This window comes from Streptomyces gardneri (genome assembly GCF_006539185.1).
Classification (GTDB): domain Bacteria; phylum Actinomycetota; class Actinomycetes; order Streptomycetales; family Streptomycetaceae; genus Streptomyces; species Streptomyces gardneri.
In genome coordinates this window covers 129,531-144,630 of record NZ_BJMN01000002.1, presented here as the reverse complement: position 1 = coordinate 144,630, position 15,100 = coordinate 129,531, and the positions used below count along the sequence as shown (strand labels likewise).

Annotated in this window: 15 protein-coding genes; 7 read left to right on the top strand and 8 right to left on the bottom strand. The window is 74.0% G+C overall.

Annotated elements, in window-relative coordinates; translation table 11 throughout:
* Nucleotides 1–54: 54 nt before the first annotated feature.
* Together secD and SGA01_RS01360 are read right to left on the bottom strand one after the other, a co-directional pair.
* Nucleotides 55–2,379, bottom strand: coding sequence for a protein translocase subunit SecD (gene secD / locus SGA01_RS01365; RefSeq protein ID WP_141292469.1), 2,325 nt, complete (start codon nt 2,377–2,379; stop codon nt 55–57).
* 144 nt (nt 2,380–2,523) lie between these two features.
* Complete coding sequence (locus SGA01_RS01360) at nt 2,524–3,015, bottom strand: hypothetical protein (protein WP_141292468.1); 492 nt, start codon at nt 3,013–3,015, stop codon at nt 2,524–2,526.
* A 214-nt stretch (nt 3,016–3,229) separates the two neighbouring features.
* Here SGA01_RS01360 and SGA01_RS01355 point away from each other — a divergent pair, with 214 nt between their 5' ends.
* Nucleotides 3,230–3,955, top strand: coding sequence for a lysophospholipid acyltransferase family protein (locus SGA01_RS01355; RefSeq protein ID WP_229917688.1), 726 nt, complete (start codon nt 3,230–3,232; stop codon nt 3,953–3,955).
* Nucleotides 3,956–3,970: 15 nt separating this feature from the next.
* On the opposite strand, the gene SGA01_RS01350 is transcribed toward SGA01_RS01355, so the two are convergent.
* Entirely contained in the window at nt 3,971–4,387 is a 417-nt protein-coding gene (locus tag SGA01_RS01350; protein ID WP_141292467.1) for a DUF4345 domain-containing protein, read from the bottom strand.
* 92 nt (nt 4,388–4,479) lie between these two features.
* Here SGA01_RS01350 and SGA01_RS01345 point away from each other — a divergent pair, with 92 nt between their 5' ends.
* Nucleotides 4,480–5,088 (top strand): TetR/AcrR family transcriptional regulator, encoded by a 609-nt coding sequence (locus SGA01_RS01345; protein WP_141292466.1) that lies wholly within the window; start codon nt 4,480–4,482, stop codon nt 5,086–5,088.
* A 49-nt stretch (nt 5,089–5,137) separates the two neighbouring features.
* On the opposite strand, the gene SGA01_RS01340 is transcribed toward SGA01_RS01345, so the two are convergent.
* Nucleotides 5,138–6,199: an enoyl-CoA hydratase/isomerase family protein gene (locus SGA01_RS01340; protein WP_371865967.1), complete on the bottom strand. Its 1,062-nt coding sequence runs from the start codon at nt 6,197–6,199 to the stop codon at nt 5,138–5,140.
* A gap of 110 nt (nt 6,200–6,309) precedes the next feature.
* On the opposite strand from SGA01_RS01340, the gene SGA01_RS01335 reads away from it, so the two are divergent.
* Nucleotides 6,310–6,741 carry a cupin domain-containing protein gene (locus SGA01_RS01335; RefSeq protein ID WP_141292464.1) on the top strand — a complete coding sequence of 144 codons (432 nt, stop codon included), beginning with the start codon at nt 6,310–6,312 and terminating at the stop codon, nt 6,739–6,741.
* Between the two features lie 243 nt (nt 6,742–6,984).
* Here SGA01_RS01335 and SGA01_RS01330 read toward each other — a convergent pair whose 3' ends face one another.
* From SGA01_RS01330 to SGA01_RS01315, 4 genes are all read right to left on the bottom strand, one after another.
* Complete coding sequence (locus SGA01_RS01330; RefSeq protein ID WP_141292463.1) at nt 6,985–7,668, bottom strand: GNAT family N-acetyltransferase; 684 nt, start codon at nt 7,666–7,668, stop codon at nt 6,985–6,987.
* Nucleotides 7,669–7,955: 287 nt separating this feature from the next.
* A complete protein-coding gene (locus tag SGA01_RS01325) occupies nt 7,956–8,657 on the bottom strand; it encodes a ribonuclease H family protein (protein WP_141292462.1) in 702 nt (233 codons plus the stop codon).
* A 54-nt stretch (nt 8,658–8,711) separates the two neighbouring features.
* Complete coding sequence (locus tag SGA01_RS01320; protein ID WP_229917686.1) at nt 8,712–9,629, bottom strand: phosphatase domain-containing protein; 918 nt, start codon at nt 9,627–9,629, stop codon at nt 8,712–8,714.
* A 2-nt stretch (nt 9,630–9,631) separates the two neighbouring features.
* Nucleotides 9,632–10,840 carry an RNA ligase gene (locus SGA01_RS01315; protein WP_141292461.1) on the bottom strand — a complete coding sequence of 403 codons (1,209 nt, stop codon included), beginning with the start codon at nt 10,838–10,840 and terminating at the stop codon, nt 9,632–9,634.
* Between the two features lie 193 nt (nt 10,841–11,033).
* Between SGA01_RS01315 and SGA01_RS01310 the strand changes: the two genes are divergently transcribed.
* The 4 genes from SGA01_RS01310 to SGA01_RS01295 all read left to right on the top strand — a co-directional run bounded on the left by SGA01_RS01310 (nt 11,034) and on the right by SGA01_RS01295 (nt 15,037).
* Nucleotides 11,034–11,420 (top strand): hypothetical protein, encoded by a 387-nt coding sequence (locus tag SGA01_RS01310; RefSeq protein ID WP_141292460.1) that lies wholly within the window; start codon nt 11,034–11,036, stop codon nt 11,418–11,420.
* A 139-nt stretch (nt 11,421–11,559) separates the two neighbouring features.
* Nucleotides 11,560–12,141 carry a dienelactone hydrolase family protein gene (locus tag SGA01_RS01305; RefSeq protein ID WP_141292459.1) on the top strand — a complete coding sequence of 194 codons (582 nt, stop codon included), beginning with the start codon at nt 11,560–11,562 and terminating at the stop codon, nt 12,139–12,141.
* 200 nt (nt 12,142–12,341) lie between these two features.
* Entirely contained in the window at nt 12,342–13,559 is a 1,218-nt protein-coding gene (locus tag SGA01_RS01300) for a YncE family protein (protein ID WP_141292458.1), read from the top strand.
* A gap of 101 nt (nt 13,560–13,660) precedes the next feature.
* A complete protein-coding gene (locus SGA01_RS01295; protein ID WP_141292457.1) occupies nt 13,661–15,037 on the top strand; it encodes an NAD(P)/FAD-dependent oxidoreductase in 1,377 nt (458 codons plus the stop codon).
* Nucleotides 15,038–15,100: the final 63 nt, after the last annotated feature.

Sequence of the window (15,100 nt, the reverse complement as noted above, 5' to 3'; positions counted from 1 at the left end):
CCCTGGCGACCGGCTACCGGCTACCGGCTACCGGGATCCCTGGGGGTCGAGGCGTCAGACCACCGCACCCGAGCGGTCCCGGCCCGAGCCCGCCCGCTGCCGCTGAGCGGCCGTGGCCTGCGGTGCGGGGGCCGGGTGGCGGGACTCCAGGGTGACGGCCAACGGCATCGCGGTGAAGACGGTGGACGCCATGCCGAACACCACGCCGGCGAGCACGGCAATGGAGAAGTCCGTCAGCGAGTCGCCGCCCAGGACGGCCAGGGCCACCAGGACGAAGAGCGCGCCCATGCCGGTGTTGACCGTACGCGGGAGGGTCTGGGCGACGGCCCTGTCGGCGAGGTCGGGGAGCGGGATGCCGCCGCCCCGGCGCCGCAGTTCGCGCAGCCGGTCGAGGACGACCACGGAGTCGTTGACCGAGTAGCCGACGACCGTCAGCAGCGCGGCGAGGAACACACTGTCGACGGGCTTGCCCAGCCAGGCGAACAGGCCGACGACGAGCAGGACGTCCTGGGTCATGGCCGCGACCGTGGCCGCCGCGTACGTCCAGCGGAACCGGACGGTCAGGTAGAGGAGTTGGGCCGCCACCGCGAGACCGAGGGCGATGAGCGCATGGGTGCGCAGCTCGCCGCCGAGGCTCGGGCCGATCAGGTCGTCTCGCTCCACGGCGACCGGTCCCGCGACGCCGCTCAGCGCCTCGCGGATCTCCCGCTGCTCGTCGTCCCCGGTCTCCCTGGTGCGTACCGAGACGGACTCGTCGCCCGTCGTCTGCACCACGGCGTCGGAGAAGCCCGCGCCGACCACGGCCGCGCGTGCCGTGTCGGCGTCCACGGGCCGTTCGGCCGCGTACTGGACGACCCGGCCGCCGGTGAACTCGACGCCGAGTTCCAGGCCTCGGACGCCGATCCCGGACAGAGCCACCATCAGGAGCGCGGCGCAGCCGATCAGCCAGCGCCGGCGCCGGGCCATCAGCCGGGGCACGCGCCGGTTGAGGCGCGTCCGCAGCCGGCCGAGGCCGGCGATGCCGATGATCGCCGGCCGCCGGCGCACGGCGGGCAGCCGCAGGGTCCACTCCGCGAAGAGGCGGGTGATGACCATGGCGGTGAGCATCGAGGCGACGACGCCGATCGCGAGCGTCACACCGAAGCCCTTGACGGGGCCCGAGGCGAACACGAAGAGCAGGCCGGCCGCGAGCAGGGTGGTGACGTTGGAGTCCGCGACGGCGCTCCACACCTTGCCGAAGGCGGTCGCCACCGGGCGGCGAGGATCGCGCGCGGCGGCGGGACGGCCGAGGGCCGCGTACTCCTCCCTCGCCCGTTCGAAGACCAGGACGTTGGCGTCGACGGCGATGCCGACGGCCAGGACGAAGCCCGCGAGTCCGGGCAGGGTGAGGGTGGCTCCGAGGGCGACGACGGCGGCGTACGAGATCAGCCCGTACAGCAGGAGGGAGAGGGTCGCGAGGAGACCGAGGAGGCGGTAGACCACGATGACGAAGACGCCGGTGCAGGCCAGGCCGATCACGGCGGCGAGGGCGCTGGCGCGGATGGCGTCGGCGCCGAGCGTCGGTCCCACGGTGCTCTGCTCGACGGTCGTCACGGGCACGGGCAGCGCACCGCCCTGGACGAGCGCGGCGAGGTCGCGCGCCTCCTGCCCGGAGAAGCCTCCGGTGATCTGCGCGGAGCCGCCGCCGATGCCCGCTCCGCAAGGGACGCCGGACTGCATGGCGGGGGCGGAGACGATCCGGTCGTCGAGGACGATCGCGACCCTGCGGGCCGGGTCGCCGGGCGCCGCGCAGGCGGCGTCGCCGGTGAGCCGCGCCCAGGTGTCCGCGGCCCGGTCGCGGAAGGAGAGGTCGACGGTCCAGCCGCGGCCGGTCGTGGTGTCGAGGGTGGCCTCGGCCTCCTCGACGCCCTCGCCGGTGAGGGCGGGTGCCGCGAGGGCGAGGAAGCGGCCCGGCGCGTCCGGGTCGGCGAGGACGCGCTTCCCGTCGGCGGCCGCGGGTCCGGCCGGTCCTTCGGCGGCGCCGGTGACGGCGTGCAGGGTGAGCTGCGCCGTTCGGCCGATCACCTCGGCGGCCTGGCGCGGGTCGCGCAGGCCGGGGAGTTCGACGACGATGCGGCGCTCGCCGGAGCGGGCGAGCGAGGGTTCGGCGACGCCGAGGCCGTCGACGCGTTTGCGCAGGACCTCCAGGGCGCGGTCGGTGGCCGCCGCGTCGGCGCGGACGGAGGGCGTGTCCCGGGTCTCCAGGACGATGCGGGTCCCGCCGCGGAGGTCGAGTCCGAGGCGGGGCGGGGTGGTCAGGGTGATCCAGACGGAGAGCGCGACGACGGCGAGCGCGAGGAGCGCGCGCCAGAGGACGGCACGGGAGGACAGGGAGGACATGGGTGACTCCACGGGCGGCGCACGGTCGGCGGGCCGCCACCTGGTGGGGCCCTGCCGTCCGTGCCGGACGAACGGTCGGATACGCGCCGATGAAGGACCGGTCCGGGACATGCCGATGGCCCGGACGGCGGGCGCGGGAGAACGTCAGCTGTGCCGGGGAGCGGGAGGGCCGCGGGAGTCCCGCGGTGCGTGGCGGTCGCCGGGCGGCGCGCGCTCACGTCGGGGACCGCCCGCGAGGACGCCGCGGGCGGGTACGGAGAGGTCGGGCACCGCGGCGGCCGGCGCGGCGGGCGGGACCGGGAAGCGTACGGAGTGCTCGACGGCGGCCGGGAGTTCGGCGACCGTGTCGGCCGCGAGATGCGGATCCGGCGGCGTGGTGACGCGCTTGGCGCCGACGTGCGGGGTGTGGTCCGCGGCCCCGGCAGTCTCGGCGTGATGCGAGGCCCTGACGGTCTCGCCGTCGTGCGCGGCCCCGGAGGTCTCGCCGTCATGCGCCGTTTCGGGGTACGCGGTGACGGACACGGGCGCGGGGGCGGGGGCCGCCTGGGCGTCCGGTGTCTGGAGCAGGAGCAGGGACCACAGGGCGCAGAGGACCACGGTCAGGAGAGCCGTGAGCTGTCGCGCGGCACGTATCACCGGTTCGGCCCCCCTCTCCCGTACGTGGCTGTCTCACCGTCATGTGTGTGCTGGGGCCTCAGCGTAGACCGAACGGGATGCGGGCCGGACACCGGCTCGCGTCCTGGGGTGCCGCGCGCACGGCGGATGAGTACGCGTGCTCATGTCCGGGCCGCGGGGTCTCGGGACGATGGTCCTGTTCACCGCTTCGTCCTCGGATCCAGGGGGCCCACCCGTGCTCAGCCGTCTCGCCGCGAACCTCGTCCCGTTCTTCGGGCGTCTCACCGTCACGACCGACCCCGGGACCCGCCTCGAACCCGGCAGCATCCTGGTCGTCAACCACACCTCGCTCGCCGACCCGGCGCTCGTGCTCGCCGCGCTGCGCGGGCGGCTGGCCGTCGAACCCGTCCTGCTGGCCGCCGCGGGGCTCTGGCGGATCCCGCTGCTCGGCCGGGCCCTGGCCCGGGAGGGTCACGTGCCCGTCCACCGGAACTCGGCGCGGGCCGCCGCCGCCCTGGACCACGCGGCGGTCGCGCTCGCCTCGGGGCGGCACGTGATGCTGTACGCGGAGGGCCGCATCCCGCCTCGGGGGGACGCCGCGGAGAACCCGCCGGAGCTGTTCCGCACCGGGCTCGCGCGACTGGCGCGGGCGACCGGGGCGCCGGTCGTCCCGATCGGGCAGGCCGGTGCCCGCCGGATCACCTCGGGCGGGCGGACGAAGCAGATCGCGGGGGTCCTCACGGCGCCCGTCCGGAGGCCCGGGCTGCATGTGCACATCGGTGCGCCGATCCGGCTGCCGGAGGACGTGGCCGCGGCGACCGCCCTGGCCCACGGCGCGGTGACCGAGGCGTGGCGGACGGCGGCCGGGGCTCTCGGCGAGCCGGCGGCGCTCGGCCAGGGGGCGCCTCGCGTCGCGCCGTCGCGACCGGGGTGGCGCCGGTCGGTCCGGCGCCGGGGCTGACGCGCGCGCCGCCCGTCAGACGGTCGCGCCCGGGGCGCGCGGCGCGGAGTGCGCCTTCTCCTCCGCGTCGGCGAGCCAGAACAGCAGCGGGGAGAGGGCGAGTTCCAGGGCGGCGAGCGCCACCTGGAACGCGTGGGGCCAGCCCTCGACGGCGAGCGAGAGGAGGCGGCCCAGGGCTCCCAGCAGGAACACCGCGGTGAGCAGGCGGACGGCGGTGGCGGGGATGGGCCGCTGCCTGGCCGCCCAGAGCCAGGCGAGGCCGTACCCGGCGAAGATCGCGCCGAAGAAGCGGCCCAGGCTGTCGATCGTCGGGCCGGCCGACTCGGCGCCCGGGATCGAGGCGTTGCCGAGCAGGACGTGGGCGATCCCGATCGCGACGCAGGCGTACCCCATCGTCAGGACGAGCCCTCGAAGCGTCTTGGCTCTGGTCATGTCGGCAACCCCCAGCTAGTAGACACGCGTCCAGTAGGCACGTTCAGTAGAGTACGGCCGCTTACTAGACGCATGTCAAGTAAAGTGGCGGAGTGCCTCCCCGCCGACGCCTCAGCCCCGCCGACCGCCGCGCCCAACTCCTGGGAGTCGCCGCGCGGCTCTTCGCGGCACAGCCGTACGACCTCGTGCTGATGGAGGAAGTGGCCGAGCAGGCCGGAGTCTCCCGCGCGCTGCTGTACCAGCACTTCCCCGGCAAGCGCGACCTCTTCGCGGCGCTCTACCGGGAGGTCTCCGAGCAGCTGCTCGCCAAGGCGCGGTTCGACCCCGCCGACACGCTCGTCGAGCAGCTCGTCGAGGGCCTGGACGCCCACATCGAGTACTTCGCGGAGAACCGCAACACCGTCCTCGCGGCGAACCGCGTCCTGGCCGGGGACCTGCTCGTCCAGACGATCATGAACGACGAACTCGACGCCCTGCGCGAGCGCCTGCTCGGTGTGCTGCCGCTCGCCGACGCCCGGTCCCGGGAGGCCGTGTCGGCCGTGGTGAAGAGCTGGCTGGTCTTCGTCCAGGTGCTGTGCGTCGACTGGCTGACGCACGAGACGTGCACCCGCACCGAACTGCGGGACGTGTGCGTCGGTGCGCTCGTCGGCGCGCTGCGGCCCCTGCTCGACGACGACCCGGCCCCCGACTGGCCCCGCTGAGGGCGGGGTCGGTCGGGGGCCGGGTCTCGGGGGCGGTGGAGAGCGGCTGTCAGGCGCGCGGAAGAGCGGCCGCCAGGCCGAGGTCGCCGCCGGGCGGGGGCGTGAAGAAGCGGCTGACGTCCGCGTCCGTGACCTCGGGGAGCGTCGGCGGCGCCCAGTGGGGGTCCCGGTCCTTGTCGACGACCTGGGCACGGATGCCCTCGACGAGGTCGGGGGTGGTCAGTGCCGTGCAGGAGACGCGGAACTCCAGGTCCAGGACCTCTTCGAGGGTCGTGAGCGCGCGGGAGCGGCGGAGGGTGGCCAGGGTGGCCTTGAGCGCGGTCGGGGACTTCGCGAGGAGGGTGGTGGCGGCCTCCTTGGCGGCCGGGACGCCGGTCTCGAAGAGCTGCTCGACGATCGCCTCGACCGTCCCCGCGCGGTAGCAGGCGTCGATCCACGTCCGCTGTTCGTCCAGGACGCCGGGCGGGGGTGTCACCGTGTGCCGCGCGACGGCCTCGTCGGCGGGCAGGCGGGTCAGGTCCCGGGCCAGGGCGGGCAGCGCGGCCGAGGGGACGACATGGTCGGCGAGGCCGGCGAGGAGGGCGTCGGCGGCGCCGATGTGGGCGCCGGTGAGGGCGAGATGGGTGCCGAGCTCGCCGGGGGCGCGGCCGAGGAGGTACGTACCGCCGACGTCGGGGACGAGGCCGATGCCGGTCTCCGGCATGGCGACCCGCGAGCGCTCGGTGACGACCCGGACGGAGCCGTGGGCGGAGACGCCGACGCCGCCGCCCATGACGATGCCGTCCATGAAGGCGACGTACGGCTTCGGGTAGCGCGCGATGCGGGCGTTGAGCCGGTACTCGTCACGCCAGAAGGCCGCGGACGCCGTGCCGCCGGCGCGGGCGTCGTCGTGGATGGCGCGGATGTCTCCGCCCGCGCACAGGCCCCGCTCCCCCGCGCCCTCGATGACGACGGTGGTGACGGCCGGGTCGTGCTCCCACGCGGTGAGGGCCCGGTCGACGGCGAGGACCATGGGGTGGGTGAGCGCGTTGATGGCGCGGGGGCGGTTCAGGGTGATGAACCCGGCCCGGCCCTCCGTCCGGAGGAGTACGTCGGGCGTTCCGGTCGGCACGATCACTCGGCCCTTTCCCTTGGCGGCTCGCTTTCCCGGCCACCGTACCGGGCCACCTGGGTGCGGCTCGATCTGTTCGAACACCGGAAGTCGGCTGTTGTACTGCGCTCATGGCAGATCAGAGGCAGTGCACGGTGGTCCGGACCGGGTCGTACGAGGGAATCCAGGGGGGTGTGTTCGGTGCGGGTGTCAGCGCGCAGTCGGTGGGCGCGCAACGGTTGTGCCTGCACAGGCTGGTGATGGCGGCGGGGACTCGGGGACGGCCTCACCTGCACGAGGGCCATGAATCGGCCATCTACATCGAGTCCGGGCAGGTCGAGGTCTGGCACGGGCCCGGGCTCACCGAGCACGTCGTGCTCGCGGCGGGCGACTACCTGCACATCCCCGCGGACACCCCGCACCTGCCGGTGAACAGCGGCGACCGGGACATGGTGTGCCTGGTCGCGCGGACCGATCCGGACGAGCAGGAGGGGGTGCGGCTCCTGGACCTGCCGGTCTGGCTGGAGTCCCGGGTGGGGCCGCTGTCCGTGGGGGCGGGCTGAGCGAGGGGAGCCGCGCGTGGAAGCGCGACCGACGTGGGGGCGCCGCGTGTGGAGGCGCGGGCGAGGTGGGGGCGGGAAGGACTCATCCGCTTCTCGCGGATCCTGATTGCACGGTGCACGGTCAGTGATCGACCGCTACCCCGCGTCCTCGATGGCGAGTCCTTCCCGTCCCTTCCATGGAACCACCGCTCCGGTGGGGGCGCGAGCGCCCGTCGGAGCGGGTTTTCCGGGGTTCGGGGCGGATCAGGCCGGGAGCAGGTCCTGGGGGACGCGCACCTGGCGGGGGGTCGCCATGCGGAGTTCGACGATGTCGCGGACCGTGGGCCACTCCTCGTCGAGGATCGAGTAGAAGGCCGTGTCACGGACCGCGCCGTCGAGACCGCGGGAATGGGCCCGGCGGACACCTTCGCAGGTGGCGCCGAGGCGTTCGATCGCGATCCGGGAGCGGGTGTTGCGGGCATCGGCACGCAGCGTGATGCGACGGACGCCCCAGGACTCGAAGGCGTGCCGGAACATCAGGTACTTGGCCTCGGTGTTGATGCCGGTGCCCCGGGCGTCGCCGGCGATCCAGGTGTTCCCGATCTCGGCCGCGTCCGGAATGGCGGTCAGGGGATCGCCGTGGGGCAGGCCGGGAACGGGGGGCCAGATCAGGGGGCCCCGCCAGTAGTCGAGTTCGAGGAAGCGGGTCGATCCGATGACTCGTTCGTCGGCCGTACTGATCAGGGCGAAGGGCAGGCACCGGCCTGCCGCCTGATCCGCGAGGGCGCGGGCGATGTAGTCGAGGGCCGATTCCAGGCCGTCGGGCACGGGGGTGAAGGCGTAGGCCGATCGGTCCGCCCCGCCGGCCCGGGCGAGGGCTTCGGCGTGCCGCATCGCCAGCGGCTCCAGGCGCACGGTGCGCCCGGTCAGGAGAACAGGTACTGGCACGGAACCTCGGGTCTTTCACGGGCAGGGAAAGCTCCCGCCGCGGGTGGGCCGCGGCGGCAGCATGGAGGGAGGTTCTCGCTGGGTGCCGATCACGTCAAGCGAGCGACAAACGTGCAGGTAAAACGGTTCGTCACCGGTGCGAGGAGGACAGTATGCAGCCACAATCGCTCGGAGAACAGAACCCGGAACGAACCCGGATCCACGGGTGGGTGAAGCCTCGCGGACACCCGGGTTCGGCGGTCTCACGGGGCGGACGACGCCGCCCGCCAGTCGGACGGTGAACGCGCTCAGACGCAGGTGGGATGGCCCCAGCCCTCGGCGTTCTTCGCGATCGTCTCGCCCTTGTCGTACGCCTTCCCGCAGCGGCAGCGGCCGGAGAATCGGGCCTTGAGCGTGCCGCCGTTCGGGCGACTCCTGCGGGCCGAGGAGGAGCCGGCGGAGCCGGACGGGCCGGCGGGCGCGGAGGAGCGCGAGCGGGGCGCGGAGGAGCGCGTCGCCGGTTCGGGCGGGGGAAGCGGGGCGCCGGTGGCGGAGCCGAGGGGTTCCTGCGTACGGGCGCTGTGGCTGGCCGCACGGTCGGCGGCGTCGTTCAGGGGGTCGCCGTCGACCTGGTGCGCGGGGACGTAGACGAAGTCGACGTTCCGGCCGGTGAGCAGGGCGTCGATGCGGACGACGAGGTCCTTGTTGGCGACGGGCGTGCCCGCAGCCGTCTTCCAGCCCTTGCGCCGCCAGCCGGGCAGCCAGGTCGTGACGGCCTTCATGGCGTACTGCGAGTCCATGCGGACCTCGGCGGGGACCGCCGGGTCGAGGGTTTCGAGCAGCCGTTCCAGGGCCGTGAGTTCGGCGACGTTGTTCGTCGCCCTGCCGAGCGGGCCCGCCTCCCAGCGGTCGACCGATCCGTCGATGCCGCCGATGACCCAGGCCCAGGCCGCGGGGCCGGGGTTTCCCTTGGACGCGCCGTCGCACGCCGCGATGATCTTTTCCACCATCCCACGATCCTGACACGGCCCCGGGGACGGGCGGCCCCGCCCCCGGTCGGCCGGTCAGAAGTTGCCGTAGTTGACCTGCCAGGTGGGCAGGCCCATGCGACGCCAGAGGGCGACGACGCGGTCGCGGTCGTCGAGGGAGACGCGGACCGCGTAGCGGTGGCGCACATGGGCGTCGAAGAGCTCCGCCTTCACGATGTCGTCGCCGCGGCCGTCACCGGAGGCGCGCATCCACAGCTCGTCGTAGGGCACGCCGTGGCGGGCGAGCCAGGCCTCCGTGATCTCGCGGTGGTCCTCGCTGCGCCCCGACAGCAGGACGATCCGGTCGCTCTCGGCGGCCCGGAAGGCGCGCAGGGCGTCGCGCACGGAGACGTTGAGCAGGTCGAGGTCGCAGCGTGTGAAGTCGTACGGGCCGCGGTCGCCGCGCAGCGCGAGGGTGCCGTCGATGTCGCACATCACCGCCGACGGGAGGGCCTGGTCGGCGACGTACGGCGTGCCGGCGGGCCGGTCGCCGAGCCACTCCGCGGTGAGGCGCCAGCCGCCGCGGGTGGCCTTGGCGTGCTTGTCCGCGAGGATCCGGATGATCTCCTCGCCGACGGGCCGCTCGCGGGCGGCGTCCCGGCGCACGCACTCGTCGACGGGGACGTCGGTGAAGTCGTGCACGACGAAGGTGACGGGCCGGCCGGTGACGGCGGCCTTGAGCCGCTTCGGGATGTGCGGGGTCAGGTGGGTGTTGTCGACGACGACGTCGAAGCCGTCGTCGACGGCGGACCGGACGGCGGCGTCCTGGATGTCGAGGACGGTCCGCTCGTGGGCGTGCGAGCGGCCCCGCTCGGGGGCGGGCACGTCGAGCATGGTCCGCAGGTCGTCGAGGTTGACGCGGCGCACCCGGCCCTCGGCCTCGGCCTGGAGGGCTCGGGCGGCCGTCGTCTTCCCGGAGGCCGGGAGGCCGGTCATGACATGGACCACAGGCACGGTCAGTTCTCCTCGTCGTGAGTGAAGGGGTCGGTGGCCTCGGGGCGCAGCTGGCGCCAGACGAGGAGGTCGGTGGGGCGCCCGTCCAGGCGCAGGAAGAGCAGGGCGCGCAGCGCACGGTCGGGGACCTCCGCGGCGGCGCGGGCGAAGGCGGCACGGTCGCCCGCGAGGTGGGCGAGCCGCGCGTACGCCTCGTCGAGGGTCCGCTCGCGGCTCGCGGCGGCCGCTTCGAGGCGGGCGATCACCTCGCGCACCCAGGCGTCGAACTCGTCGGGGACCTGCTCCAGGAGGGCGTCGAGCGGCTTGCCGCCGGAGGCCTCGACCTCGGCGACGGAGCAGCCGATGCCGTTGGCCAGCTGCGCGGCGGGCAGGGCGGCGAAGCGCTGGATGCCGTGGCCGCGCCAGATGTCCCGCTCGGTGACGCCGGTGAGCACCTTGTGGAGGCGTACGTACTCGGCGATCTTGGCCTTGGCGCGCACGCCGGAGGCGAAGCGGAGCACGAAGCCCTCGGCGTCGGTGCCGGTGGCCGGGGCGCCGCCCGGGAGGGTGTTGGACTCGGTCAGGGCGACGAGCTCCGAGACGGTCATGGCGGGCCAGACGCGGACGACGGAGCCGATGGGGCCCCAGGGGCCCGCGGCCTCGGCGAGGGGCGTCTCGGTGCCGTCCGGGCCGAAGGCGGCGAGCAGGACGAGGTCGCGGCGGTCGCCGTAGTTCACGACGATGCGGTTCTGCGGGTAGAGGATCTCGGCGAGGTACGTCACGCCCGGGGTCAGGCCCGAGGTGTCGGCGGCGTCGAGCCGGCGCTGCGCCCAGGTGGCCTGGGTGCTGGTGAAGGAGCCCTTGGAGGCGGCGCGCCAGCGGCCGGCGTAGTGGAAGACGACGGCGAGGCTGCCGTCGACCTTGTCGTACACCTCGAAGGGCTCGTCGGGCAGCGGCGGCGCGTAGGGGCGGCCCGTGGCGTGCTCGGAGAGGTTGAAGAACTTGGGAAGGGGCAGCGCGACGATCCGCCCGGTGGTGTCGTCGGCGACGAGGCCCCGGCAGCGGGTGGTGGCGCTGTTCCAGCGCTGTTCGTACTGGCACGCGCGCGTGTACGTGTAGATCGACAGCGGCAGCTCGGGGTGGCTCTTGCGGGCGATGTGCCCGGCCGCGAGGGCTTCGTCGAGCTCCTCGGGCGCCATCAGGTCGTGCAGAGTCAGGGTCGCCTGGCTCATGGGGTCCCTCCCATTGGTCCGGTGATCCATTCTCACGGCGAGGCGGCCCGGAGGACAGTCAATATTCCCCTGCGGGGGCCGGGATCGGGCAGGACGGCGGGCTCCCCGAGCCCGGGCGTGTCGGTGGTGCCCCGTAGACTCGCCGTCGCCCCCGCCGGTGACGGAACCGGCGCAGTCGAAGGAAGCGAGCCCCATGAACCACGCGGACGGCACGGCACCGATCTACGCCGAGCTCATACGGGAGCGGGGGGATGTTCCGGCTGACGTCCGCCAGGTCGCCGAGGAGGTGCTGCGGGACCTCAGCCGGGTGATCCAGGTGCCGCCGCAGGGTGTTCCGGGGCCGCAGGGCGGCGTCGCGCACGCCGGTGTCGGGGCGCAGATGGCCGTCGCCGGGCACGCGGGCCCGATGGGGCAGGGTGGCCCGATGAGCCAGGGCGGTCCGATGGGGCAGGGCGGTCCGATGGGCCAGGGTGGTCCGATGGGGCAGGGCGGTTCCATGGGTCAGGGCGCCGCGATGGGGCAGGGCGCTGCCATGGTGCAGGCCGGCGCCGCCGTCGTTCCGCACCGGCCGATGCGCTAGCGCATCCCGCCGACGCCCTCCGGGGTTCCGTGCCCGGCCCCTCTGCGGTCCGGGCATTGTCAGTGCCGTAGGTCACGATGGGTCCGTTAGGCCCGTGCCGGTTCGGACGGGCCCCGTACGGCGAACAGGGGATGACCACATGGCCGAGGTACTGCTCTTCCATCACGCTCTCGGGCTGACCGAGGGCGTGAGCGCGTTCGCCGACGAGCTGCGGCGGGCCGGGCACACGGTGCACGTGCCCGACCTGTACGAAGGGCGGACGTTCGAGGACCTGGAGGCCGGCGCCGCGTACGCCCAGGAGGTCGGCTTCGACGTCCTCACGGAGCGCGGCGTGCGGGCGGCCGACTCGCTGCCGCGAGAGCTGGTGTACGCCGGTTTCTCGCTCGGCGTGCTGCCCGCGCAGAAGCTGGCGCAGACCCGGGCCGGAGCCCTGGGCGCCCTGCTGCTGAGCGCCTGTGTGACGGAGAGCGCGTTCGACCGTGTCTGGCCGGAGGGCCTCCCGATCCAGGTCCACGCGATGGAAGAGGACCCGTTCTTCGTCGACGACGGCGACCTGGCGGCGGCGCGCGAGCTGGTCTCGGACGCCGAGGATCGCGAGCTGTTCCTCTACGCGGGAAGTGCGCACCTGTTCGCGGAGCGCGGTTCGGCGTCCTTCGCGCCGGAGGCGACCGACGTGTGCGTCGGGCGCGTCCTCGGCTTCCTGGCCGGCCTCAAGGCGTAGGCGTGGGGCGCAAGGCGTAGGGCGTACGAGCGCGGGGCAGGGTCAGCCGATCGGTCGACCCCGGGGTCGACCGTCCGACCGCCGGTCCGGGGCCGGGCGGCGGACCGGGCGGGGCCCGGCGCGGGCGGAGGATCGGGGCAGGCGCGGAGACCGCTCACGGGTGGTGCCGTCCGCGTGTGTCCCGTACCGAGGAGTTCCCCATGACGAAATTCCGCCGTGCGTCCCGCTCCGCCCGGGTCCTCGTGCCCGGCGCGGTGGCCGTCGCCCTGCTCGCGGGCTGCGCCCAGGGGTCGGGGGCGGCGGAGAGCGCCTCACCCGCCGCCGGCACCTCGACTGTCACCGGCACCCCGCCGTCCACCGGCGCCACGCCCGCCACCGGCGCGTCCGGTGCCGTCACACCGGCGCCCTCCGCGTCCGTGCCCCTGCCCGACTCCTCGGCCTCCTCAACTCCGGGCACGCTACTCGTGACCGACTTCGGCTCGGACACCGTCACCTTCGTCGACCCCGAGCGTGGAGCCACGGGTTCCGTGAAGGTCGGCACCGCTCCGTACGGTCTCGTCCTCGGCTCCGACGGCCGGGCCTGGGTGGCGACGGCCGAGGGGGTGGCGGTCGTGGACACGGAGCGCCGGGAGCGGCTGGCCCTCGTCCCGTACCGGACGGACAGCGGCCCCGCGACCACCGGCGAGTACCGGGGCGGCGGCATGGGCATCGCGCTCGCGCCGGACGGACGGCGGGTGTACGTCGGGGTCAACGTGCCCGGGGGGAACGGCACGCTGGAGGTCCTCGACACGACGAGCCTGCGGTTCACGGACACGGTGCCCGTCGGGCGGCGCCCCTTCGACGTCGACGTGTCACGGGACGGCGCCGAGGTGTACGTGACGAACCACGACTCCTTCGACGTCACGGTCGTCGCGGCGGGGTCGCTGAGCCCGCGGCGCGTGGAGGTCGCCCCCTACGGGACGGAGGGTGGTCTCGGTTCGTGGCTCAAGCCGCACTACGCGGCCGTGCGGCCCTCGGACGGCAAGCTGCTGCTGCCCTTCGAGGGTGAGCGGCTCGCGGTCGTCGATCCCCGGACGGGCCGGACGACGATCGAACCGATGACGGCCGACACGCACCAGCACGGCACCGCGGTGACCGCCGACGGGACGCTCCTGACGGTGGGCACGGGCCCGATCGACCCGGACGTGGACGAGGGGCCCTCGCTCACCGTCCGACGGCCCGACGGCACCGAGCGGATCTACCCGCTGGAGGGACCCCACGAGAGCGTGGCCGTGTCCCGGGACGGCCGCACGGCCTATGTGACCGGCGGATTCACCCGGGACGGGTACTGGGACGGACTGACCGTCGTCGACCTCGACTCGGGTGACACCCGACGGCTCCCGGCGGGCTCGCGGCCGCTGGGAATCGTCGTCCTCTGACCCTCGGGAACGGCCGCGAAGCGAACCCCGCCGAGGAGCGATACCACCGCAATGGGGATAAAAAGGGTGAAGCACGGATAGTCAGCGAAAGGGCGGACAGCGTGACTCGACCGAGGATTCTCGTGGTGGGCGCCGGGTTCGCCGGAGTGGCCTGCGTGCGGCGGCTCGAACGGCGCCTGACGGACCGGGAGGCGCTGATCACGCTCCTTTCGCCGTTCTCCTACCAGCTGTACCTGCCGCTCCTCCCCCAGGTCGCCTCCGGGGTGCTCACCCCCCAGTCGGTCGCGCTGTCGCTCCGGCGCAGCCAGCGACACCGCACGCGGATCGTGCCGGGCGGCGCGGTCGGGGTGGACACGGCGGCGAAGGCCGTCGTGGTGCGGACGATCTCCGGCGAGTACGTGACCGAGCCGTACGACCACCTCGTCCTCGCGCCCGGCAGCGTGACCCGCAGCTTCGACATCCCCGGCCTCGCGGAGCACGCGCGTGGCATGAAGACGCTCGCCGAGGCCGTGTACATCCGGGACCACGTCATCGCCCAGCTGGACCTCGCGGACGCGAGCAACGACGAGGCCGAGCGGGCCGCGCGGCTCTGTTTCGTGGTGGTCGGCGGCGGCTACGCGGGCACGGAGACGGCGGCCTGTCTCCAGCTGCTCACCCACAACGCGGTCAAGCGGTATCCGCGGATCGACCCGCGGTTGATCAAGTGGCATCTCGTGGACATCGCGCCGAAGCTCATGCCCGAGCTGGGCGACAAGCTGGGCTCCGCCGCGATGAACATCCTGACCGGCCGGGGCATCGAGGTGTCGCTCGGTGTGTCGGTGGCCTCGGTCGACGAGGAGTCGGTGACCCTCACGGACGGGCGCGTCCTGCCCAGCAGGACGCTGATCTGGACGGCCGGAGTGGCGGCGAGCCCGCTGATCGGGACGCTCGGCGCGGAGACGCTCCGGGGCCGGCTCGTCGTCTCCCCCGACATGGCCGTGCCGGGTCTCGACGGCGTGTGGGGGCTCGGCGACGCGGCGGCGGTGCCCGATCTCGCCAAGGGCGAGGAGGGGGCGATCTGTCCGCCGACGGCGCAGCACGCGATGCGGCAGGGCAAGGCGCTCGCCGACAACATGGTGGCGACGCTGCGCGGCGAGAAGACCCAGCCGTACGTCCACAAGGACCTGGGCCTGGTGGTCGACCTCGGCGGGATGGACGGGGTGTCGAAGCCGCTCGGGGTGGAGCTGCACGGGATGCCTGCACAGGCCGTGGCCCGCGCCTACCACTGGTCCGCGCTGCGGACGAATGTGGCCAAGACCCGGGTGATGACGAACTGGCTGCTCAACGCCGCGGCCGGGGACGACTTCGTACGGACCGGGTTCCTCGCCGCGAAGGCGGGGACGCTGCGGGACTTCGAGTACACGGACGCCTATCTGACACCGGAGCAGGTACGGCTCCACACGGCCTCGTTCCGTGGCGGGGCGGTGGAGGCCGGCTGACCGCTCCCGAGAGCTCACGGGAGCTCCGGGCGCCAGGTGCACCGGGCCCGGTGGCTTCCGGTG